Genomic DNA, 20,699 nt, shown 5'->3' on the forward strand with positions numbered 1-20,699 from the left:
GGGGAGGGCCGATGCGGGCCCTGCTGGCCGCCTGTGCCGCGGCGGAGGCGGTCTCCACCCCACCGGAACGGTGTGCGGCGGCGGACGCCCGCGGAACCACGGACGCCCCGGCTCGCGGATCCGCCGGAGAGTCGGCGGATCCGCGCGTACACCGGGCCCGCCGCGCCGCGTAGACCCCGCGCCGCGTAGACCCCGCCCGCACGGAGCCCGGTCGAGCAGTCCCGCCCGCCTGGACCCCGCCCGTGCGGACCCCCTGGGGCCGACGGCGGCACGGTCAGGCGATCACGACCACCTTGGTGCCGTTCGGCGCGAAGTCCCAGAGCAGCTGGCCCTCCTGCCGTCCGCTGCGGATGCCGCCGGTCTTGGCCTTCGGGTCGGTGGTCGGCGTGCCGGTCGCGCCGTCGACGGCGGCGCTGAAGCCGAACACCACGCCGTTCTGCTGCGCGAAGCGGACCACGTGCTCGATCTGCCGGCCGTCGGTGCCGGTGGTGGTCGGGGTCCGGCTGTACACGGGGTAGCTGCCGGGGGCCGGCTCGACCGTGCCGGGAGTGACCGGGAAGGCGGCCACCACCTGCGGGGTCTTCTTCGGGTCGACCAGCCAGACGTAGTGGCCGCTGACCGAGTAGACGACCCGCAGCCCGGTGCCCGCACCGGTGGTGGGCAGCGCCGGTACGGTCGGCGTGGGCGTGGCGGTCGGGGTGGCCGAGGCGGCCGGCCCGCTGGACGAGGCCGCGGCGCTCGTGCTCGGACTCGCGGCGGCCGCCCGGTCCTGCGCGCCGTTGGCCTGGAAGGCCAGCAGGCTCACCACTGCCAGGGCCCCCAGGGTCAGCCCCGTGACCACCACTCCAGGACCCATCTTCGCCACGTGCTGCTCCCACCGCCGTCCCAAAACCGTCGGCCCCATCGTGCCAGGTTCGTCCGTCCGGTCCGCATCGTGCCGGACGTGTGTTCCGGACCGGAGCGGGTTTTCGATCGGGCGGAGCAGATGATCGGAGCAGATGCCCGGGTCGGGACCGGTGCGGCGGCCCCCGCCCGGCCGGGACCGGGGCCCGCGACCGGCGGCCGGACCGGCGGCGACGGGCGGCCCGACCGGTCACCCGCCGACCGGTCTAACCTTGACCCGTGCTGCTGCTCGCGTTCGACACCGCTACCCCCGCCGTCACCGCCGCCGTCCACGACGGCACCGCGGTCCTCGCCCAGACCGACCAGGTCGACGCCAGGCGTCACGGCGAACTGCTGCTGCCCGCCATCGACCAGGTGCTGCGGGCGGCGGGTGTCGACAAGCACCGGCTGACCGACATCGCCGTGGGCGTCGGCCCGGGCCCCTACACCGGCCTGCGGGTCGGCCTGGTGACCGCCGCCGCGCTCGGCCACGCGCTCGGACTCCCGGTGCACGGCGTCTGCACGCTGGACGCGATCGCCCACCAGGCCCGCGCCGAAGGGGCGGCCGGCGAGCCGTTCACGGTGGCCACCGACGCGCGCCGCAAGGAGGTCTACTGGGCCTCGTACGACGCCGAGGGCCGCCGGACCGTGGGCCCGGCGGTGGACCGCCCGGCCGAGCTGACGCCGCTGCCGCGGTCGGTCGGCGCCGGTGCGCTGCTCTACCCGGAGGCCTTCCCCGGCGCGCACGGCCCCGAGCACGTCTCGGCCGGTGCGCTGGCCGGCTTCGCCGCCGCCGAGCTGGCCGCCGGACGCGAGCTGCTGCCCAACGCCCCGCTCTACCTGCGCCGTCCGGACGCCCAGGTGCCGGCCGGCTACAAGGCGGTGCTCCCGGCGTGACCGGCCCGAGCGCCACCGGCCCGAGCGCCACCGACGCCGCCCCGACCGGCCCCGCCCCGACCGACGCCCCCACCGACGCCGCCCCGACCGGCCCCGCCCCGGGGACCTCGGTCGTGGACGTCCTCCCGGTCGTCACCCTCCGTCCGATGCGCTGGTGGGACATCCCCCCGGTGATGGAGCTGGAGCTGGAGCTGTTCCCCGAGGACGCCTGGTCCACCGGGATGTACTGGTCGGAGCTGGCCGAGACCCACCCCGGCGGCACCCGTCACTACACCGTCGCCGCCACCCCGGACGGCGCCGTCGTCGGCTACGCCGGACTGATGGCGGTGGCCGGCGAGGGCGACGTGCAGACCATCGCCGTCGACGGGCGCCACCAGGGGACCGGCCTCGGCACGGCCCTGCTCACCGACCTGGTCCGGGAGGCGGCCCGGCGCGGCTGCGCCGAGCTGCTGCTGGAGGTCCGGGTGGACAACCCGCGCGCCCAGCGGCTGTACGAGCGCTTCGGGTTCGAACCGGTCGGCATCCGGCGCGGCTACTACCAGCCCGCCAACGTCGACGCGCTGGTGATGCGCCTCGACCTCGCCGACCGCGACGACCCCGCCGACCACGGCGGCGGTGACGACCCCGCGGACCCCGCCGACCCGGACGGGGCCGACGGCCGCGACGACCCCGCCGACCTCGACGGGTTCGCCGACCCGGACGGGGCCGACGGCCGCGACGGCCGCGACGATCTCGACGAACCCGCGGACCTCCCGCGACCGGATGTGAAGAAGGACACCCGCCATGGCTGACGAACCGCTCGTCCTCGGTATCGAGACCTCCTGCGACGAGACCGGCGTCGGCATCGTGCGCGGCACCACGCTGCTCGCCGACGCGGTCGCCTCCAGCGTCAACGACCACGCCCGGTTCGGCGGCGTCGTCCCCGAGATCGCCAGCCGCGCGCACCTGGAGGCGATGGTCCCGACCATCCGGCGCGCCCTGGACACCGCCGGCGTCAAGGCCAGCGACCTGGACGGCATCGCCGTCACGGCCGGCCCGGGCCTGGCGGGCGCGCTGCTGGTCGGCGTGAGCGCCGCCAAGGCGTACGCGTGGGCGCTCGACAAGCCGCTGTACGGGGTCAACCACCTCGCCTCGCACATCTGCGTGGACCAGCTGGAGCACGGCCGGCTGCCGTCGCCGACGATGGCCCTGCTGGTCTCCGGCGGGCACTCCTCGCTGCTGCTCAGCGAGGACATCACCAGTGACGTCCGCCCGCTCGGCGCGACCATCGACGACGCGGCCGGGGAGGCCTTCGACAAGGTCGCCCGGGTGCTCGGCCTGGGCTTCCCCGGCGGCCCGGTGGTGGACCGCACCGCCCGCGAGGGCGACCGCAAGGCGATCGCCTTCCCGCGCGGCCTGACCGGCCCCAAGGACCCCGAGTACGACTTCTCCTTCTCCGGTCTGAAGACCGCCGTCGCCCGCTGGGTGGAGGCGAAGCGCCGGGCCGGCGAGGACGTGCCGGTCGCGGACGTCGCGGCGTCCTTCCAGGAGGCCGTCACCGACGTGCTGACCCGCAAGGCGGTCAAGGCGTGCAAGGACAGCGGTGTCGGGCACCTGATGATCGGCGGCGGCGTGGCGGCCAACTCGCGGCTGCGCGAGATGGCCCAGCAGCGCTGCGACAAGGCCGGCATCCGGCTCCGGGTGCCCCGCCCGGGCCTGTGCACCGACAACGGCGCGATGGTCGCCGCGCTCGGCGCCGAGATGGTCTGGCGGGACCGCGCGCCGTCCTCCCTCGACCTGTCGGCCGACTCCTCGCTGCCGGTCACCGAGACCCACGTGCCCGGCGCCGCGGCCGCGCACGGTGACGTCCACGGCCAGGCGTACGACGCGCTGACCGGGCCGCAGAAGTGACCACCACCGCCGCGATGTGGGAGGCCCGGGCGGCCGACGGGCGCGCCGCCGAGCTCTCCGCCTGGGTCCGCGGGGTCGCGCTGCCCGCGCTGCGCGGCTCGGCCGGGCTGGTCCGCGCCGAGCTGTTCGCCGCCCCCGGCGAGCGCGTGCTGCTGATCACCTGGTGGACCGGCGAGCCGGTGCCCGTGGCCGAGCCGCCGGCCGGGCTGCTGGGGCGTCCGGTGCACCGCTGGTCCTTCACCAGCGAGCACGTGGAGTAGCGCCGCAGGAGGAGGCCGGGTGCGGCCACCCCCGCCGATCGGCTGCTCGAAGGCCCGACCGGGAACCGAACACGTGACCGTTACCGTGCATGGCGACGAGATCGCTGGACGGGACCGGGGAGCGTGGCGCGGTGAAGAGGCACGGGCGGGGCAGGACGACGGCGTACGCGGTGGGGGCGCTGGCACTGCTGGCGGCGGCCACCGGGTGCGGCGGCGGCGGGAGCGGCAACCCGCCGGCGGCGGCCACCTCCCCGGCCGGCCCCGGCACCTCCGCCCCGGCCGCCTCCGCCGCGCCGCAGCAGCCCGCGGCGACCACGCCGGCCCCCGTGCCGGTGCCCGCCGCCGGGGACGCGGCCGCCTGGGCGAAGTGGAACCTCAAGCCGCTGCCGCCCGCGCCGCCGGCGCCCGCCGACAAGCCGGTGAAGCTCCCGCGGAGCGGACCGGTCCCGGTGTTCAGCGAGGTGCGGACCACCGACAAGGTCGTCTTCGTCACCATCGACGACGGTGCCGAGAAGGACCCGAAGTTCGTCGAGATGCTGACCGACCTCAGGGTGCCGGTCTCGATGTTCCTGACCCGCGACATCGTCAAGGACGACTACGGCTACTTCAAGCGCCTCCAGGCGCTCGGCAACCACGTCCACAACCACACCGTGGACCACGCCCAGCTGAGCAAGGTGACGCCGGAGAAGCAGCGCGCGGAGATCTGCGACGCCCAGGCCGCGCTCACCCAGCAGTACGGCACCGCGCCGCTGCTGTTCCGCCCGCCGTACGGCGACGGCGCCAACACGGCGGCGCTCAACGGGGCGGTGCGGCAGTGCGGGCCGAAGGCCGTCGTGCTCTGGCGGGAGTCGATGCAGATCCACGACATGCAGTACCAGGCGGCGGACAGGAAGCTGCGGCCCGGCGACATCGTCCTCGCCCACTTCCGGGGTCCGAAGGACCTCAAGGGCGAGACGATGACGCAGATGTTCGGCGAGATGCTGGCGCGGATCCAGGAGCAGGGCTTCGCGGTGGCCCGGCTGGAGGACTACATCGAGGCGCCCGCCGGCTGACCGTCGGCCCGGACCGGCTGCCCCAGCATCATCAGCGGCCCGTTGTCGGTCCGGCTGAGGATCACCGTGACGGAGTTCGGGCCGGACGGCTTCAGCTGGCGGCGCAGGTCCTCCGGGGTGATCGCCATCCCGCGCTTCTTGATCACCACCGTGCCGACGCCCCGCTCGCGCAGCAGCGCCTTGAGCTTCTTGATGTGGAACGGCAGCACGTCGGTCAGCTCGAAGGCGTGCGCGTAGGGGGTCGCGACCAGGTCGTCCGACGTGACGTAGGCGATCTTCGGGTCGATCAGCCGGCCGTTCACCCGCCCGGCCACCTCGGCGACCAGGTGGGCGCGGATCACCGCGCCGTCCGGCTCGTACAGGTACCGGCCGACCGGGCCGGCCGGGGGGTCGGGCAGGTCGCCGCCGGTCAGGCTGGCCTGCTGGGGGAGCAGGGTGGCGCGGTGCGGGCTGCCGGCCCGGGTGCCGAACCAGAGCACCGCCTCCTTGACGTCGCCGTGGTCGGAGACCCACTCGGCCTCGGCGTCGGACGGCACCGCCTCGTGCGGGATGCCCGGTGCCACCTTGAGCGCGCCGACGGGGGTGCGCCGCCCGGCCTCGATCGCCCAGGAGAGCGGCGGGGCGTAGGCCTCGGGGTCGAAGACCCGGCCGCGCGCGGTGCGCCTGGCCGGGTCGGTGAAGACCGCGTCGTAGCCGGTGACGTCGACGTCGGCGACGTCCGCGCAGCGCACCTCGACCAGGTCGGCCAGGCCCAGCGCGGCCGCGTTGGCGGCGGTGGCGGCGCAGGCGGCCGGGTCCTTGTCGACGGCGAGCACCTCGATCCCGGCCCGGGCCAGGGCCAGCACGTCGCCGCCGATCCCGCAGCAGAGGTCGGCCAGCCGCCGTACGCCGAGACCGGCGAAGCGGCGGGCCCGCCACTCGGCGACGCTGCGCCGGGTGGACTGCTCGACGCCGTTGGGCGTGAAGTACATGAGGTCGGCGTCCGCGCCGAACTTGGCCCGCGCGCGCTGCCTGAGCCGGGCCTGTCCGAAGGCGGCGGACACCAGTTCGGCCGGGTGCTCCCTGCGCAGCCGGGTGGCCAGCGCCAGTTCGTCCTCCGGCGCGAACTCGCGCAGTTCGGCGAGCAGGGCCTGGCCCCGGTCGGTCAGCAGGGGCTGCAGGTTGTCGGTCTCCACGGGGCCATTCTCGCCGGTCGGGGCGCCGGGGGAGCGCCGGGCGGAGCGGCGGCACCGGAGCGGGCCGCAGGGGCGGGCGGACCGGAGCGCGGCCGGTCAGACCAGCTGGAACCACCAGTGCGCGGTGAGCGGCGAGAGCAGCGCGGCGACCGGCACCAGCCGCCAGCCGGCCCGTCGGGTGCGCCACGCGACCGCGACGGGCGGCGTGAGCGCGAGGGCGCCGCCGACCAGGACGACGAACAGGACCACTCCGCCGGCGTCGCTCATCGCCGCGCCCATGGCCAGGGCGAAGGCGACGAAGGCGACCAGGGCGGTGGCGGCTCCCAGCAGCGGGAGGGTGGCGAGCGCCAGCAGCAGGTCACGGCGGAGGGACGGGCCGGTGCGAAGGGAGGTCGCGGTCAGGGGGGTCGCGGTCATGGGACGAGTGTGCGGTCGGGGGCCGGGGTCGCACATGAGTACGGCTACTCATCCGGAACCGGGGTCCGGGAGGCGCGTCGTTGGCACTCTGGTTGACTGAGTGCTAACCGCGGCCTATGGTCGTGCCTAGCACTCCCCACCGGGGGAGTGCTAACGCGAAGACGCGTGTCTGACCCCCGCGACGGCAGACGCGCAGGTTCGCCCCTACCCGTTAGAAAACCCCGTAATCTCCGAAGGGGAGCTCGGACGTGACCACCAGCAGCAAGGTTGCCATCAAGCCGCTCGAGGACCGCATCGTGGTCCAGCCGCTCGACGCCGAGACCACCACGGCCTCCGGCCTGGTTATCCCGGACACCGCCAAGGAGAAGCCCCAGGAGGGCGTCGTCCTGGCCGTCGGCCCGGGCCGCTTCGAGGACGGCCAGCGTCTGCCGCTCGACGTCGCCGTCGGTGACATCGTCCTGTACTCGAAGTACGGCGGCACCGAGGTGAAGTACCAGGGCGAGGAGTACCTGGTTCTGTCGGCTCGCGACGTTCTCGCCATCATCGAGAAGTAAGACGTCAGGCCCGCCCCGGATCCGTGTCCCAGTGACAGGGGCCCGGGGCGTGGTTGTTGGTTCACGTAGTCGAGCGGCCGCCGTGATGGCCGCAGCCCCGAGGGAATAGGGAACATGGCGAAGATCCTGCAGTTCGACGAGGACGCCCGCCGCTCGCTGGAGCGCGGTGTCAACAAGCTGGCCGACACCGTCAAGGTGACCATCGGCCCCAAGGGCCGCAACGTCGTCATCGACAAGAAGTTCGGCGCTCCGACCATCACCAACGACGGTGTCACCATCGCCCGTGAGGTCGAGCTCGACGACCCGTACGAGAACCTTGGCGCGCAGCTCGTCAAGGAGGTCGCCACCAAGACCAACGACGTCGCGGGTGACGGCACCACCACCGCCACCGTGCTGGCCCAGGCCCTGGTGAACGAGGGTCTGCGCAACGTCGCCGCCGGTGCCGGCCCGGCCGCCCTGAAGAAGGGCATCGACAAGGCCGTCGCCGCCGTCTCCGAGCACCTGCTGTCCATCGCCCGCGAGATCGAGGGCAAGGACGACGTCGCCGCCGTCGCGACCCTCTCCGCGCAGGACACCCAGGTCGGCGAGCTGATCGCCGAGGCGATCGACAAGGTCGGCAAGGACGGTGTCATCACCGTCGAGGAGTCGAACACCTTCGGCGTGGAGCTGGACTTCACCGAGGGCATGCAGTTCGACAAGGGCTACCTGTCGCCGTACTTCGTCACCGACGCGGAGCGGCAGGAGGCGGTCCTGGAGGACCCGTACATCCTGATCAACCAGGGCAAGATCTCCTCCATCCAGGAGCTCCTGCCGCTGCTGGAGAAGGTCGTGCAGGGCGGTACCTCCCGCCCGCTGCTGATCATCGCCGAGGACGTCGACGGCGAGGCGCTGTCCACCCTCCTGGTGAACAAGATCCGCGGTATCTTCAACGCCGTGGCCGTCAAGGCCCCGGGCTTCGGCGACCGCCGCAAGGCGATCCTGGGCGACCTGGCCACCCTGACCGGCGGCACCGTGATCTCCGAGGAGGTCGGCCTCAAGCTCGACCAGGCCGGTCTGGACGTGCTGGGCACCGCCCGCCGCGTGACCATCACCAAGGACGAGACGACCATCGTCGACGGTGCCGGTGACACGGAGGCCGTGGCCGGCCGCGTCGCCCAGATCAAGGGCGAGATCGCCAACACCGACTCCGACTGGGACCGCGAGAAGCTGCAGGAGCGCCTGGCCAAGCTGGCCGGCGGCGTCTGCGTCATCCGCGTCGGTGCCGCCACCGAGGTGGAGCTGAAGGAGCGCAAGCACCGCCTGGAGGACGCCATCTCGGCGACCCGCGCCGCGGTCGAGGAGGGCATCGTCGCCGGTGGTGGCGCCTCCCTGGTCCACGCCGCCAAGGTGCTGAACGACGGCCTGGGCCTGACCGGCGACGAGGCCACCGGTGTCGCGGTCGTCCGCAAGGCGCTGCACGAGCCGCTGCGCTGGATCGCCCAGAACGCGGGCCTGGAGGGTTACGTCATCACCTCCAAGGTCTCCGAGCTGGAGCCGGGCCAGGGCTACAACGCCGCTACCGGCGAGTACGGCGACCTGGTCAAGGCCGGCGTCATCGACCCGGTCAAGGTCACCCGTTCCGCCCTGGAGAACGCCGCCTCCATCGCCTCCCTGCTCCTCACCACCGAGACCCTCGTGGTGGAGAAGAAGGAGGACGAGGCCGACGGCGGTCACGGCCACTCGCACGGCGGCCACGGCCACTCCCACTGACACCCGTTCAGTGACCGGAGGCCCGGTCCGCGCCCCTCGGGGGTGCGGCCGGGCCTCCGGCGTGTCGGCCGCGGTCCGCCTCCCGGGGTCGAGTTTCATTCTTCAACTATCATGCGAATTTTGCAGATGGCAAAGATTTCCTTATATCTTTGGGGCATGATCGAGGCCCGCCACCTGCGCGTCCTGCGTGCCGTCGCCCGCACCGGATCCTTCTCCGCCGCCGCCCGCGAGCTGGGGTGCACACAGCCCGCCATCAGCCAGCAGATGAAGGCCCTGGAGAAGTCCGTGGACACCCCGCTGGTGGTCCGATCGGGTCGCGGGATGCAGCTGAGCGAGGCCGGACGGGTGCTGCTCAAGCACGCCACCGGCATCCTCGCCGGGCTCTCCGCCGCCGAGGAGGAGGTGGCGGCGATCGCCGGGCTGCGGGCCGGACGGGTGCGCCTGGTCTCCTTCCCGACCGCGAGTTCCACCCTGGTGCCGCCGGCCGTCGCCCGGCTGCGGGACAGCCATCCGGGGGTCCGCGTGTCGCTGGTCGAGGCGGAGCCCCCGGAGTCGCTGGCGATGCTGCGCGGCGGCGAGTGCGAGGTCGCGCTGGCTTTCCGCTACCCGCAGGCGCCCGGCGCCTCCGCCGCGCCGGCGTCCGCGCCCGCGCACGGCACGCCCCGCGAGGCCCGCGCCGAGGCCAACCTGGAGGCCCAGCAGCTCAGCGCCGGCACCGACTGGTCCGATCTGGTGGTCACCCCGCTGCTGGACGACCCGCTGGTCGGCCTGCTGCCCGCCGGGCACCGGCTGGCCGGGCGGGGCGCGCCGGTGGAGCTGGCCGACCTGGCCGGGGAGCAGTGGATCGCCGGCTGCCCGCAGTGCCGGGGGCACCTGGTGGAGCTCTGCGCCGGGGCCGGCTTCGAGCCCCGGATCGACTTCGCGACCGACGACTACCCCGCGGTGGTCGGCCTGGTGGCCGCCGGGCTCGGGGTGGCGGTGCTGCCGGGGCTGGCGCTGCGGTCGGTGCGCCCGGACGGGGTGGAGACGGTGGCGGTGCACGCCGCCTCGGGGGCGCCGGCGGTGCGGCAGGTGGTGGCGCTGACCCTGCCGGACCTCGCCGAGGTGCCGGCGGTGGCGCTGATGCTGGAGCGGCTGGCGGGGGCGGCCGCCGGGCGCTGACCGGGGCCGACCGGCGGCCGGGTGGGGCCGACCGGGCGAGCGCCGGGCGCTTGCGGGTCCCGGGCATGCGCCACCGCGAGAAGAAACGTTTCTTCTCGGCGTGGCGGACACGGACGGTTACTGCTGGTACTGCTGGGCGCCGCTCGGCGCGGTGAGCGGTACCTCCACCAGACGGTTGCGCGAGCGGCCCATCAGCTCCTCGCGTTCGTCCTCGGTCAGGCCTCCCCAGACGCCGTAGGGCTCACGGACCGCCAGTGCGTGCGCCGCGCACTCGGTGCGGACGGGGCAGCGCATGCAGACCTCCTTGGCGCTCGCCTCGCGTGAGCTGCGCGCGGCTCCGCGCTCCCCTTCGGGGTGGAAGAAGAGCGAGCTGTCCACGCCGCGGCAGGCCGCGGAGAGCTGCCAGTCCCAGAGGTCCGCGTTGGGGCCGGGGAGGCGGGAGAAATCTGCCATGGCTCATTCCCTTCAGAGGCTCGTCGACCGCGCGCCGGCCACCGGTGGATTGCACGGGCGGTACGGCGGGGCGCGTCCGGCGCCAGTGTGGACACCTGGAAATATGACTTACGGCCACTCCATGGACAAGTCACCCACAGAGTGGCACAACAGTCAATGACCATACAAAAGCTATAAAAACGGGCAAAGTGGGCATGCCCGGCGACGCGGCAGTCGCCGGGCGCGGACGTGGCAATCGGGTGGCCGACGGGCGCACTGGGGCCCGGATCGGCGTGCGGGTCGCACGCCCACCGCGCGCGAGCTGCGCAAAAGTGCGGCGTGTGCACCGCGATGCGGCTGATCGGTAACGAGTCGGCCACGTACAGTGGTGGAGATGGCCCTGAAGGCCGTAACTCATTCGAGTGACGGTCGTTGGAAGTGTGGAGGCGGTTAGCGGGCGCCGGACGTCGGGAACGATCGCGGGGAATCTCAGGCGATCAGCACGGAGTCTGTCGCCGATAGGCCGTGTCGGAGAGGTTCGTACCAGCCAGGAGGCTCAACGTGACGCGGATCAGCTGCGGAGGACGACGGTCATGACTTCCGTTCTCGTTTGCGACGATTCCCCGCTCGCCCGCGAGGCGCTTCGCCGCGCGGTCGCGACCGTACCCGGTGTCGACCGGGTCACCACCGCGACGAACGGGGAGGAGGTCCTCCGCCGCTGGGTGGCCGACCGCTCCGATCTCGTCCTGATGGACGTCCGGATGCCCGGCCTCGGCGGGGTGGAGACGGTCCGGCGGCTGCTGTCGGCCGACCCGGGCGCCCGGATCATCATGCTCACCGTCGCCGAGGACCTCGACGGCGTCGCCCTCGCGGTGGCCGCGGGTGCGCGGGGGTACCTGCACAAGGACGCCTCGCGCGCCGAACTGCGGGCCACCGTCACCCAGGCCCTCGCCGACCCGACGTGGCGGCTCGCCCCGCGCCGGCTGCGCAGTCCCGACATGGGCGCCGCGCCGACCCTGACGGCGCGTGAGATCCAGGTGCTCGAAGGCATGAGCCACGGACGCAGCAACGCCGAGATCGGTCGTGAGCTGTTCCTCTCCGAGGACACCGTCAAGACCCACGCCCGGCGCCTGTTCAAGAAGCTCGGCGCCTCGGACCGCGCGCACGCGGTGGCCCTGGGCTTCCGCTGGGGTCTGGTCCGCTGACCGCCGGCGGCTCCGCCGGTCCCGGCACGCTGCTCACGATTCCCCGTGCAGAGGCGTGTGACGTTACGGCCCCGAGGTTGCACCATGGAGGAGTGGAGCACCTCGGGGACCAGCGGACAGGAACTGCGGCGAACCACACGGCCGCAGGAGACTCGGTGGACGGCGCGGCGGACGGGGCCACCGACGGTGGCGGGGCGGGAGGCGGCACGGTGCAGGAGGGGCCGGTGGTGCGTACCGGTGCGGCACCGCATAACGTTCCGGTGCACAACTCCGGACGCGGTGCCGCGTTTTCCCGCGCGACCAGGCACCATGGACCGATGCGCGACGACGTGACCGGGGCTCCCGGCGAGGCTGACCCGGTGGAGGCCGAGCCTTCCGCGCCCGGGTCCGGCACGGCGCACGCGGACTCCGCCGGTCCCGGGGGGCGCGGTTCCGCCGGACGGGGAGCCGAGCCGCGCGATTCCGACCGGCCGGACCCGGACCGGGAGGACTCCGAGCGGGACGGCTCCGAGCGGCAGGATTCCGAGCGGCAGGATCCGGGACTTCGGGATTCCGGTCGGCGGGACGACGCGGCGCAGGGCGCCGGCCGGCCCGGCGCGGTCGCGGGGCGGCCGCCGGTGCTGGGCACGGGCAGTTCCCCGCTGGTCGGCGAGCTGGTCGCGGCCGCCGTCCGCGGCGAGGGCCCGGCGATCGACGCGCTGCTCGCCTACGTCCACCCGCTGGCCCTGCGGTACTGCCGGGGCCGGCTGGTCCGGCTGCCCGGCGGCGCCCGGCACCACGTGGACGACATCGCCCAGGAGGTCTGCGTGGCGGTGCTCTGCGCGCTGCCCCGGTACAAGGACCAGGGCCGGCCGTTCGAGGCCTTCGTCTACGGCATCGCCGCGCACAAGATCGCCGACCTGCAGCGGGCCGCGATGCGCGGGCCCGGCTCGACCGTGATCCCGCAGGACGACCTGCCGGAGGTGCCGGACGACGCGCTCGGCCCGGAGGAGCGGGCGCTGCTCAGCAGCGACGCGGCCTGGGCCAAGGAACTGCTCTCCAACCTGCCGGCGCGGCAGCGCGAGCTGGTGCTGCTGCGGGTGGCCGCCGGGCTCTCGGCGGAGGAGACCGGTGAGGTGCTCGGGATGTCGCCGGGGGCCGTCCGGGTCGCCCAGCACCGCGCGCTCAGCCGGCTGCGGGCGCTCGCGGAGGAGTCCTCCTAGGGTCTGCCCCGGCGCGACGCCGGCGGGACCCCGGCGCGTGGGGCCGCCCGGTTCCGGCCTCCGGTGGCCGGAATGAGCAACGGGCGGCGGGTGTTGTCAAGGGCACACGAGGACCCATTCGCGGGTGCCAGTACCATGGGGTATCGGCGCCTGGGCGGGTCGCCAAAGTTACGACGGTGCGAACGGGGTTCCCCTGGAGGATCCTCCAGTTGCCACCCGGCTTTCGGCGGTCCGAGCGAGTGAGCGATGACAGCGCCCCCACCCTCGGGCGTGAGCGGATTAGGCCGGCCACGGAAGGTACCCCCGAAATGTCTTACAACGCCGCAGGCGTACCCGAGAAGTTCGCGATGCTCGGACTGACGTACGACGACGTCCTGCTGCTGCCCGGGGCCTCCGAGGTGCTGCCGAACGAGGTCGACACCTCCTCGCGGGTCTCCCGGAACGTGCGCGTCAACATCCCGCTGCTCTCCGCGGCGATGGACAAGGTCACCGAGTCGCGGATGGCGATCGCGATGGCCCGTCAGGGCGGCGTCGGGGTCCTGCACCGCAACCTCTCCGTCGAGGACCAGGCCAACCAGGTCGACCTGGTCAAGCGCTCCGAGTCCGGCATGGTCACCGACCCGATCACGGTCGGCCCCGAGACCACGCTCGCCGAGGCCGACGCGCTCTGTGCCAAGTTCCGGATCTCCGGCGTGCCGATCGCCGACGAGAGCGGCAAGCTGCTCGGCATCGTCACCAACCGCGACATGGCGTTCGAGTCGGACCGCCGCCGCCAGGTCCGCGAGATCATGACCCCGATGCCGCTGATCACCGGCAAGGTCGGCATCTCCGGCGAGGACGCCGTGGCGCTGCTCCGCCGCCACAAGATCGAGAAGCTGCCGCTGGTCGACGACGAGGGCCGGATCAAGGGCCTGATCACCGTCAAGGACTTCGTCAAGGCCGAGAAGTACCCGAACGCCGCCAAGGACAGCGAGGGCCGGCTGCTGGTCGGCGCCGCCGTCGGCGCCAGCGCCGAGGCGTTCGACCGGGCCCAGGCCCTGGTCGAGGCGGGCGTGGACTTCCTGGTCGTCGACACCTCGCACGGCCACAGCCACAACGCGCTGGCCTGGATCGCGAAGATCAAGGCGGCCGTCAAGGTCGACGTGGTCGGCGGCAACGTCGCCACCCGCGACGGCGCCCAGGCGCTGATCGACGCCGGCGTGGACGGCGTCAAGGTCGGCGTCGGCCCCGGCTCGATCTGCACCACCCGGGTGGTCGCCGGCATCGGCGTCCCGCAGGTCACCGCGATCTACGAGGCCGCCCTCGCCTGCCAGGCGGCCGGCGTGCCGGTCATCGGCGACGGCGGCCTGCAGTACTCCGGCGACATCGGCAAGGCGCTCGCCGCCGGTGCCGACACCGTGATGCTCGGCTCGCTGCTGGCCGGCTGCGAGGAGTCCCCCGGCGAGCTGCAGTTCATCAACGGCAAGCAGTTCAAGTCCTACCGCGGCATGGGCTCGCTGGGCGCCATGCAGTCCCGCGGCCAGGGCCGCTCGTACTCCAAGGACCGCTACTTCCAGGCCGAGGTCGCCTCGGACGACAAGCTCGTCCCCGAGGGCATCGAGGGCCAGGTGCCCTACCGGGGCCCGCTCTCCGCCGTGCTGCACCAGCTGGTCGGCGGGCTGCGCCAGACCATGGGCTACGTCGGTGCCGCCACCATCGCCGAGATGGAGAGCAAGGGCCGGTTCGTCCGGATCACCTCGGCGGGCCTCAAGGAGAGCCACCCGCACGACATCCAGATGACCGTCGAGGCGCCGAACTACACCAGCCGCTGACCCGACGCGACCGGAAGGGGCCCGCAGCCGCGGGCCCCTTCCGCGCGTCCGGGGGGCGGGCGCGGCGGTGCGGCCGCCGGCGGGTGCGGGATACTGGGGGCGGCCGGGGTGACCCGGCGGGCATGAGCAACACCACCAGAAGGGCTCGAAGTGACTGAGATCGAGATCGGGCGAGGCAAGCGCGGCCGGCGGGCGTACTCCTTCGACGACATCGCCGTCGTCCCCAGCCGGCGTACGCGTGACCCGAAGGAGGTCTCGATCGCCTGGCAGATCGACGCCTACCGGTTCGACCTGCCGTTCCTGGCCGCCCCCATGGACAGCGTGGTCTCCCCGCAGCAGGCCATCGCCATCGGCCGCCTCGGCGGCCTCGGCGTGCTCAACCTCGAAGGCCTCTGGACCCGCTACGAGGACCCGCAGCCGCTGCTCGACGAGATCGCCTCGATCACCGACGAGGCGGGCGCCACCCGCCGCCTGCAGGAGATCTACTCGGCGCCGATCCAGGCCGACCTGATCAAGCAGCGGATCCAGGAGGTCCGCGACTCCGGCGTGGTCACCGCCGCCGCGCTCTCCCCGCAGCGCACCGCCGAGTTCTCCAAGGCCGTGGTCGACGCCGGCGTCGACGTCTTCGTGATCCGCGGCACCACCGTCTCGGCCGAGCACGTCTCCGGCGCCGCCGAGCCGCTCAACCTGAAGCAGTTCATCTACGAGCTGGACGTCCCGGTCATCGTCGGCGGCTGTGCCACCTACACCGCCGCGCTGCACCTGATGCGCACCGGCGCGGCCGGCGTGCTGGTCGGCTTCGGCGGCGGCGCCGCCCACACCACCCGCGGCGTGCTCGGCATCCAGGTCCCGATGGCCACCGCCGTCGCCGACGTGGCCGCCGCCCGCCGCGACTACATGGACGAGTCCGGCGGCCGCTACGTGCACGTCATCGCGGACGGCGGCGTCGGCTACAGCGGCGACATCCCGAAGGCGGTCGCCTGCGGCGCCGACGCGGTGATGATCGGTGCGGCGCTGGCCCGGGCCACCGACGCGCCCGGCAAGGGCTACCACTGGGGCATGGAGGCCGTCCACGAGGAGCTGCCGCGCGGCAAGCGGGTCGACCTCGGCACCGTCGGCACCACCGAGGAGATCCTCACCGGCCCGTCGCACACCCCGGACGGCACCATGAACCTGTTCGGCGCCCTGCGCCGGGCGATGGCGACCACCGGCTACACCGAGCTCAAGGAGTTCCAGCGGGTCGAGGTGACGGTCAACCCGGCGCACCACCGCTGAGCCCGCCCGCCGTGCCGAGGCCCCCGTCCGTTCGCGGCGGGGGCCTCGCCGCGTCCGGGGGCCCGGCGGGGGCCCTACTGGCGGGTCGCGGCGCGGCGGGTCAGCACGAAGCCGCCGATCGTGGCGATGCCGTAGAAGACGAGGTCCAGCAGGCGGCGGTCGTCCCGCCAGAGCGGCAGGGCGTCGCGGAGCAGCTCGCCGTACGGGGTGCCGGCCAGCGCGTGCAGCCGGCGGGTCAGGCCGAGCAGCTGGCCGAGGAACAGCGCGCCGGCCGAGAGCAGCGCGCCCAGCGGCGGCAGCAGCCGGCCCGGGCCGCCGAGGCGGCCGAGCGGCCAGGCGACGGCGGCGGCCGGGGCGATCGCCAGCCAGCCGACGGTGGAGGCGGCCCGGGCCGGTGCGAGGCCGTACGCGAGGGCGCCGGCCAGCATCGCGGCGACGGCGATCGCGAGGGCCCGGCCGGTGCGGGACCGGTTCGCGGAACCGCCGGGTCCGCCCCGGCCGTCGTAGGTGGTGGCGGCGGTGGGGCGGTAACCGGCCATCGGGGCGCCGGGCATGCCGGGGGCGACGTACCCCTCGGGTGTCCCCGGTTCCGCCGCGACCGAGAAGTGCGGCGCCGTGGGCGGCCGGACCGACTGGCCGTCAGCGCCCGGTTCGGGTGCGGTCATGGACGTCGAATTCCCCCCGGAAGGACGGTGAACTGCCGCACGGTAGCAGGGCCCGGAGCTGGCCGGACAGAGTTTTCGATCACAGATCGGGCACGGAGCGCCGCGTCGGGGCGGCTCCGGTGTCAGGGTGGCCGGGGGCCGGGTGGTCGCGGGCGTCCGGGACAGGGGATGATGGAGGCTTGGGCGTTCGGCCCCGACGCCGGTCCGACACGCCGTCACCACGACCGCCAGCACCACATGGGGGAACGTTCCGAATGACCCAGGCGCAGGGTTCCACCGGCCGCCTCCTGGCCGGACGCTACCGGCTGGACGCGGTGCTCGGGCGCGGCGGCATGGGCACCGTCTGGCGCGCCGAGGACGAGATGCTGGGCCGGACGGTCGCGGTCAAGGAACTGCGGATGAACGCCAGCGTCGAGGAGGACGAGAAGCACCGGCTGATCGTCAGGACGCTGCGCGAGGCCAAGGCGACGGCGCGGATCCGGCACAGCTCGGCGGTCACCGTCTTCGACGTCGTCGAGGAGGACGACCGGCCGTGGATCGTCATGGAGCTGGTCGAGTCCCGCTCGCTGGCGGACGTGATCCGGGAGGACGGCCCGCTGGAGCCGGCCCGGGCGGCCGAGATCGCGCTCGACGTGCTGGGCGTGCTGAGCGCCGCGCACGCGCACGGCATCCTGCACCGGGACGTCAAGCCGTCCAACGTGCTGATCGGTGAGGACGGGCGGGTGGTGCTCACCGACTTCGGCATCGCCAGCGTGGAGGGCGACAGCTCGGTGACCTCCACCGGGATGCTGGTCGGCGCTCCGTCGTACATATCCCCGGAACGGGCCCGCGGGCAGAAGCCCGGGCCGCCGGCCGACCTCTGGTCGCTGGGCGGCACGCTGTACGCGATGGTCGAGGGGCGGCCGCCGTACGACCGCGGTTCGGCGCTGGCCACGCTCACGGCGGTGATGACGGAGGAGCTGACCGCGCCGGTGAACGCCGGGGCGCTGCGGCCGGTGATCGAGGGGCTGCTGGCGAAGGACCCGGAGGAGCGGCTGACCGCCTCGCAGACCCGGTCGATGCTCAAGCGGGTGGCGGCGGAGGCGACGGCGCGGGCCGAGTCGACCACCGAGCAGGCGGTGCCGGTGGCGGGCGGCGACGCGCCGGCGGGGGAGGCGGCCGGCGGGGCGGCGGAGAAGCCCGCGGCGGCCGGGCGGCCGGAGAAGGCCAAGCCGCCGGTCGGCGGACTGCTCGGGACCGTCCGGGTGGGGAGCCGCGCCGCGGACGCCGGGAGCGGGGAGCGGGCGGCGGCGCCGGCCGGGGAGCCCGCGGCCGAGCCGGCGGCACCGGCGGAGGCCGCAGCGTCCCCGGCGAAGCCGGGCCCGTCGGCGCCGGACACCGAGGCGGCCCGGCCGGTGACCAGCGAATGGACCCTGGGCGCGACCCAGGCGGCCGGCGCCGACCCGCGGAAGGGCCGGCGGCGACTGGCGGTGGCGACGGCGGTGGTGGTGCTGCTGCTGATCGCGGGCGTGGTGGCACTGCTCCAGGCGCTCGGCGACTCCGACGACGGGGCGGCCGGGGGCGCGCACGGCACCGCGTCGGTGGCGGCGTCCACCGGGACCTCGCCCGACTCCCCGCCGGCGGACGCCCCGGCGACCGCCGCGGGCCCCGCCCCCGCGGACCCGGCCCCGGCGGGGACGACGGCTCCGGCCGCGCCGCCCGCGCCCGCCTCGACGCCGCCGGTGACCCCGGCCTCGACGCCGGCCCAGACCCCGGCGCCGACCACCACGCCCACGGGGGCCGTCGTGCCGCCCGGGTACCACGAGTACAAGGACCCGTCCGGCTTCTCGATCGTGCTGCCGGACTGGCTGCAGCTCACCGGCTCGGAGTCGATCCGCCGGGTCTTCAAGGGCAACGGCAGCACGCTGCGGATCGAGTGGACCACCACGCCCGGGCCGAGCGCCCTCGCCGACTGGCAGGAGTCCGAGCCGGGGCTGCGCGGACAGGTGAGCAACTACCAGCGGGTGCAGCTGCAGGCCGTCGGGTACCGCGAGTGGAGCAACGCCGCCGACTGGGAGTGGACCAACGGCACCCCGCGGATGCACTCGCTCAACCGGGGCTTCGTGACCGGCTCCCCGGCCAAGTACGGCTACGCGATCTACTGGACGTCGCCGGACGCGGAGTGGGGTGCGGCGCAGAACGCGCAGGCGCGGCAGACCTCCTTCGACACCTTCCGGCCGGCGCCGTGACCGGCGCCGGCCGGGCGGGTGCGGGGTTCAGCCGATCAGGCGCTGCTTGGCGCGGCTGAACTCCTCGTCGGTGAGCGCCCCCGCGGCGTGCAGGGCGGCCAGCCGCTCCAGCTGGTCGAGCAGCTCGGTGCCGGAGGACACGGCCGCGGCCGGCGCGGCCGGCGCGGCGGCGGGGGCGGTGAGCTCCCGCTGCTGGGCGTTGCGGGCCAGCCGGGCGGCGGCCCGGAGCTGCTCGGCGAAGACCTCGGCCTTGACCACGTCCTCGTAGCGGTGCGAGCCGGTGAGGGCGACCACCAGCAGCACCTCCCCGTTGATCCGGGTCTTGGTGACGGTCGCGTCGGTCACCGCGGAGAGCGGAACCGGAACGGGCGGCTTCCCGTCCTTCAGGAAGAGCAGCCGGTGGGTGGTCAGGACCAGCACGCCCTTGCGGAAGTGATCGGGATGCCGCCCGGCCGTGGAGGCGACGGGCTTCTCGTCGGGCGCGACGTTCGCCTCGACGGTGCGCAGGGCCGCGGCCCTGTTGTCGCTGCTGCTGTTGCCGGCCACGTCGAAGGCCGTGTCGATCAGATCGGTCCAGTCCATGGGACCGAGCCTAATCCGACGGTCGGTCAGGGGCGGAGCCGGCCGCCGGCGCCGGGTCGGTGCGCGGCGTCCGGCCGCCGCACGCCCGGCGGGAACGGTCGGACACGCCTTAGGCTGGGTGGTGAGCGAGAGGAACACGCATGCGAGCGGGTCCGGGGCAGATGCTGGCGGGGCGTTACCGGCTGACGGACCGTCCGGCGGCGGTGAGTGCTCTCGCTGTGGACGAACGGACCGGTGACCTGGTGCGGCTGCGCGCGCTGGAGCTGCCGGCGCTGCTGGCCGCGGGCCGTGAACCGGACGATCCGGTGCCGGAGCAGGGCGAGCGGCTGGTCCGCCGGGTGGCGGCGGTCGGCGCGGCGGCTCCGCGGCATCCGCGGCTGCTCCAGGGCGCCGGGGCCTTCGTCGAGGGCGAGCTGCTCTGGACCGTCGAGGAGCGTCCGGCCGGGGTGCCGTTGGCGGAGCTGGCCGCGGCCGGGCCGCTCCCGCCGTACCGGGCGGCCGAGCTGGCGGCCGATCTGGCGGGCGCGCTGCGGGCGCTGCACGAGGAGGGCCTGGCGCACGGCAACCTGACCACCGAGTCGGTGCTGGTCTGCGAGGACGGCGCGGCGCTGCTGGGCGGGCTGCTGTCCGGGGTCGCGCAGGAGGCGCTGGCGGAGGAGCTGGGCGGTCCGGGCGGGCGGCGCCGGTACGAGGTCCGGGCCACCCTGGCCGGGCCGGTGGCCGAGCGCTGGCCGCTGGACGGCGGTCCGGCCGGCGACTGCTGGGCGCTCGGGGTGCTGCTGCACCGGCTGGTGACCGGCCGCTCGCCGTACCCGGAGGGCGGGGTGCCGGAGCTGGTGACGGCGGTGCGGGACGGCCGGCGGGAGCCGTCGGCCGCGTGCGGGCCGCTGGGGCCGCTGGTGGAGCGGCTGCTGCAGCCCGATCCGGGGCAGCGGCCCACGGCGGTGGAGATCCGGGGAGAGCTGGCGGTGCTGCTGGCGGGCGCGCCGGAGCCGGTCGGCGAGGAGCGGGCGGCGCGGGCGCTGGAGCTGCGGCCGGAGGGCCCGGTGGTGCCGGCGCCGCGCCGGCGGCGTCCGGTCGGCCGTGCCGTCGCGGCGGAGCGGCCCCCGGCGGAGGACGGTCCCGGGCCGGCCCGGCGGCCGCTGATACCGCCGGCGCTGCTGGGGCCGGTGCTGGTCGGCGCGGTGTTCCTGCTGCTGGTGCTCGGCGTGGTGGCCGTGGTGCTGTTCGCAGGCTGACGGGACCTGCCGGGCCGTCACCGC

The 20,699-nt window shown here is 74.5% G+C and carries 19 protein-coding genes and 1 pseudogene; 14 read left to right on the forward strand and 6 right to left on the reverse strand.

What is annotated here, in order from left to right; all coding sequences use genetic code 11:
- Window positions 1-274: 274 nt before the first annotated feature.
- Window positions 275-856, reverse strand: a complete 582-nt coding sequence (locus tag AC067J_RS06345; protein WP_478296945.1) for a hypothetical protein — start codon at window positions 854-856, stop codon at window positions 275-277.
- A gap of 266 nt (window positions 857-1,122) precedes the next feature.
- Between AC067J_RS06345 and tsaB the strand changes: the two genes are divergently transcribed.
- The 5 genes and pseudogenes from tsaB to AC067J_RS06370 all read left to right on the forward strand — a co-directional run bounded on the left by tsaB (window position 1,123) and on the right by AC067J_RS06370 (window position 4,981).
- Window positions 1,123-1,779, forward strand: a complete 657-nt coding sequence (gene tsaB / locus AC067J_RS06350) for a tRNA (adenosine(37)-N6)-threonylcarbamoyltransferase complex dimerization subunit type 1 TsaB (RefSeq protein WP_478296790.1) — start codon at window positions 1,123-1,125, stop codon at window positions 1,777-1,779.
- A gap of 146 nt (window positions 1,780-1,925) precedes the next feature.
- Window positions 1,926-2,381: pseudogene (gene rimI, locus AC067J_RS06355) on the forward strand (ribosomal protein S18-alanine N-acetyltransferase); the annotation flags it as partial.
- Between the two features lie 181 nt (window positions 2,382-2,562).
- Window positions 2,563-3,669: a tRNA (adenosine(37)-N6)-threonylcarbamoyltransferase complex transferase subunit TsaD gene (tsaD, locus tag AC067J_RS06360; protein WP_478296791.1), complete on the forward strand. Its 1,107-nt coding sequence runs from the start codon at window positions 2,563-2,565 to the stop codon at window positions 3,667-3,669.
- Window positions 3,666-3,929, forward strand: coding sequence for a hypothetical protein (locus tag AC067J_RS06365; RefSeq protein WP_478296792.1), 264 nt, complete (start codon window positions 3,666-3,668; stop codon window positions 3,927-3,929). The genes tsaD and AC067J_RS06365 overlap by 4 nt, the downstream gene beginning before the upstream one ends.
- 89 nt (window positions 3,930-4,018) lie before the next feature.
- Window positions 4,019-4,981, forward strand: coding sequence for a polysaccharide deacetylase family protein (locus tag AC067J_RS06370; RefSeq protein ID WP_478296793.1), 963 nt, complete (start codon window positions 4,019-4,021; stop codon window positions 4,979-4,981).
- On the opposite strand, the gene AC067J_RS06375 is transcribed toward AC067J_RS06370, so the two are convergent.
- On the reverse strand, window positions 4,957-6,156 hold the full coding sequence (locus tag AC067J_RS06375; RefSeq protein WP_478296794.1) for a THUMP-like domain-containing protein: 1,200 nt from the start codon (window positions 6,154-6,156) through the stop codon (window positions 4,957-4,959). The two genes, AC067J_RS06370 and AC067J_RS06375, sit on opposite strands and share 25 nt — an antisense overlap.
- 96 nt (window positions 6,157-6,252) lie before the next feature.
- Window positions 6,253-6,573: a hypothetical protein gene (locus AC067J_RS06380; protein WP_478296795.1), complete on the reverse strand. Its 321-nt coding sequence runs from the start codon at window positions 6,571-6,573 to the stop codon at window positions 6,253-6,255.
- Between the two features lie 248 nt (window positions 6,574-6,821).
- On the opposite strand from AC067J_RS06380, the gene groES reads away from it, so the two are divergent.
- The 3 genes from groES (at window position 6,822) to AC067J_RS06395 (ending at window position 10,037) form a co-directional block, all read left to right on the forward strand.
- A complete protein-coding gene (gene groES / locus AC067J_RS06385) occupies window positions 6,822-7,127 on the forward strand; it encodes a co-chaperone GroES (protein ID WP_014136232.1) in 306 nt (101 codons plus the stop codon).
- A gap of 114 nt (window positions 7,128-7,241) precedes the next feature.
- On the forward strand, window positions 7,242-8,876 hold the full coding sequence (groL, locus tag AC067J_RS06390) for a chaperonin GroEL (RefSeq protein WP_478296796.1): 1,635 nt from the start codon (window positions 7,242-7,244) through the stop codon (window positions 8,874-8,876).
- Between the two features lie 156 nt (window positions 8,877-9,032).
- The gene (locus tag AC067J_RS06395) at window positions 9,033-10,037 is read left to right on the forward strand and encodes a LysR family transcriptional regulator (protein WP_478296946.1); all 1,005 of its coding nucleotides are present in this window, start codon (window positions 9,033-9,035) and stop codon (window positions 10,035-10,037) included.
- A 117-nt stretch (window positions 10,038-10,154) separates the two neighbouring features.
- On the opposite strand, the gene AC067J_RS06400 is transcribed toward AC067J_RS06395, so the two are convergent.
- A complete protein-coding gene (locus tag AC067J_RS06400; RefSeq protein ID WP_478296797.1) occupies window positions 10,155-10,490 on the reverse strand; it encodes a WhiB family transcriptional regulator in 336 nt (111 codons plus the stop codon).
- 572 nt (window positions 10,491-11,062) lie between these two features.
- Here AC067J_RS06400 and AC067J_RS06405 point away from each other — a divergent pair.
- The 4 genes from AC067J_RS06405 (at window position 11,063) to AC067J_RS06420 (ending at window position 15,962) form a co-directional block, all read left to right on the forward strand.
- Complete coding sequence (locus tag AC067J_RS06405; protein ID WP_014136228.1) at window positions 11,063-11,674, forward strand: response regulator transcription factor; 612 nt, start codon at window positions 11,063-11,065, stop codon at window positions 11,672-11,674.
- Between the two features lie 617 nt (window positions 11,675-12,291).
- Window positions 12,292-12,876 carry an RNA polymerase sigma factor ShbA gene (gene shbA, locus AC067J_RS06410; RefSeq protein WP_478296947.1) on the forward strand — a complete coding sequence of 195 codons (585 nt, stop codon included), beginning with the start codon at window positions 12,292-12,294 and terminating at the stop codon, window positions 12,874-12,876.
- A gap of 308 nt (window positions 12,877-13,184) precedes the next feature.
- Window positions 13,185-14,687 (forward strand): IMP dehydrogenase, encoded by a 1,503-nt coding sequence (gene guaB / locus AC067J_RS06415; protein ID WP_478296798.1) that lies wholly within the window; start codon window positions 13,185-13,187, stop codon window positions 14,685-14,687.
- A gap of 150 nt (window positions 14,688-14,837) precedes the next feature.
- Complete coding sequence (locus AC067J_RS06420) at window positions 14,838-15,962, forward strand: GuaB3 family IMP dehydrogenase-related protein (protein WP_478296799.1); 1,125 nt, start codon at window positions 14,838-14,840, stop codon at window positions 15,960-15,962.
- Window positions 15,963-16,036: 74 nt separating this feature from the next.
- On the opposite strand, the gene AC067J_RS06425 is transcribed toward AC067J_RS06420, so the two are convergent.
- On the reverse strand, window positions 16,037-16,627 hold the full coding sequence (locus AC067J_RS06425; RefSeq protein WP_478296800.1) for a hypothetical protein: 591 nt from the start codon (window positions 16,625-16,627) through the stop codon (window positions 16,037-16,039).
- Between the two features lie 254 nt (window positions 16,628-16,881).
- Between AC067J_RS06425 and AC067J_RS06430 the strand changes: the two genes are divergently transcribed.
- Complete coding sequence (locus AC067J_RS06430; RefSeq protein WP_478296801.1) at window positions 16,882-18,855, forward strand: serine/threonine-protein kinase; 1,974 nt, start codon at window positions 16,882-16,884, stop codon at window positions 18,853-18,855.
- Between the two features lie 27 nt (window positions 18,856-18,882).
- On the opposite strand, the gene AC067J_RS06435 is transcribed toward AC067J_RS06430, so the two are convergent.
- A complete protein-coding gene (locus AC067J_RS06435) occupies window positions 18,883-19,437 on the reverse strand; it encodes an SHOCT domain-containing protein (protein WP_478296802.1) in 555 nt (184 codons plus the stop codon).
- 140 nt (window positions 19,438-19,577) lie between these two features.
- Between AC067J_RS06435 and AC067J_RS06440 the strand changes: the two genes are divergently transcribed.
- Window positions 19,578-20,675: a protein kinase domain-containing protein gene (locus AC067J_RS06440; protein ID WP_478296803.1), complete on the forward strand. Its 1,098-nt coding sequence runs from the start codon at window positions 19,578-19,580 to the stop codon at window positions 20,673-20,675.
- Window positions 20,676-20,699 lie beyond the last annotated feature (24 nt).

The organism is Kitasatospora sp. NPDC042419 (assembly GCF_056437345.1).

Bases quoted from the DNA above. Each gene is read 5' to 3' on its own strand.
- AC067J_RS06395 (WP_478296946.1), top strand. From the start codon at position 9,033: ATGATCGAGGCCCGCCACCTGCGCGTCCTGCGTGCCGTCGCCCGCACC.
- tsaD (WP_478296791.1), top strand. From the start codon at position 2,563: ATGGCTGACGAACCGCTCGTCCTCGGTATCGAGACCTCCTGCGACGAG.
- AC067J_RS06345 (WP_478296945.1), bottom strand. From the start codon at position 856: ATGGGTCCTGGAGTGGTGGTCACGGGGCTGACCCTGGGGGCCCTGGCA.
- guaB (WP_478296798.1), top strand. From the start codon at position 13,185: ATGTCTTACAACGCCGCAGGCGTACCCGAGAAGTTCGCGATGCTCGGA.
- AC067J_RS06440 (WP_478296803.1), top strand. From the start codon at position 19,578: ATGCGAGCGGGTCCGGGGCAGATGCTGGCGGGGCGTTACCGGCTGACG.
- AC067J_RS06400 (WP_478296797.1), bottom strand. From the start codon at position 10,490: ATGGCAGATTTCTCCCGCCTCCCCGGCCCCAACGCGGACCTCTGGGAC.
- AC067J_RS06380 (WP_478296795.1), bottom strand. From the start codon at position 6,573: ATGACCGCGACCCCCCTGACCGCGACCTCCCTTCGCACCGGCCCGTCC.
- AC067J_RS06425 (WP_478296800.1), bottom strand. From the start codon at position 16,627: ATGACCGCACCCGAACCGGGCGCTGACGGCCAGTCGGTCCGGCCGCCC.
- AC067J_RS06435 (WP_478296802.1), bottom strand. From the start codon at position 19,437: ATGGACTGGACCGATCTGATCGACACGGCCTTCGACGTGGCCGGCAAC.
- groL (WP_478296796.1), top strand. From the start codon at position 7,242: ATGGCGAAGATCCTGCAGTTCGACGAGGACGCCCGCCGCTCGCTGGAG.
- AC067J_RS06430 (WP_478296801.1), top strand. From the start codon at position 16,882: ATGACCCAGGCGCAGGGTTCCACCGGCCGCCTCCTGGCCGGACGCTAC.
- AC067J_RS06405 (WP_014136228.1), top strand. From the start codon at position 11,063: ATGACTTCCGTTCTCGTTTGCGACGATTCCCCGCTCGCCCGCGAGGCG.
- AC067J_RS06370 (WP_478296793.1), top strand. From the start codon at position 4,019: ATGGCGACGAGATCGCTGGACGGGACCGGGGAGCGTGGCGCGGTGAAG.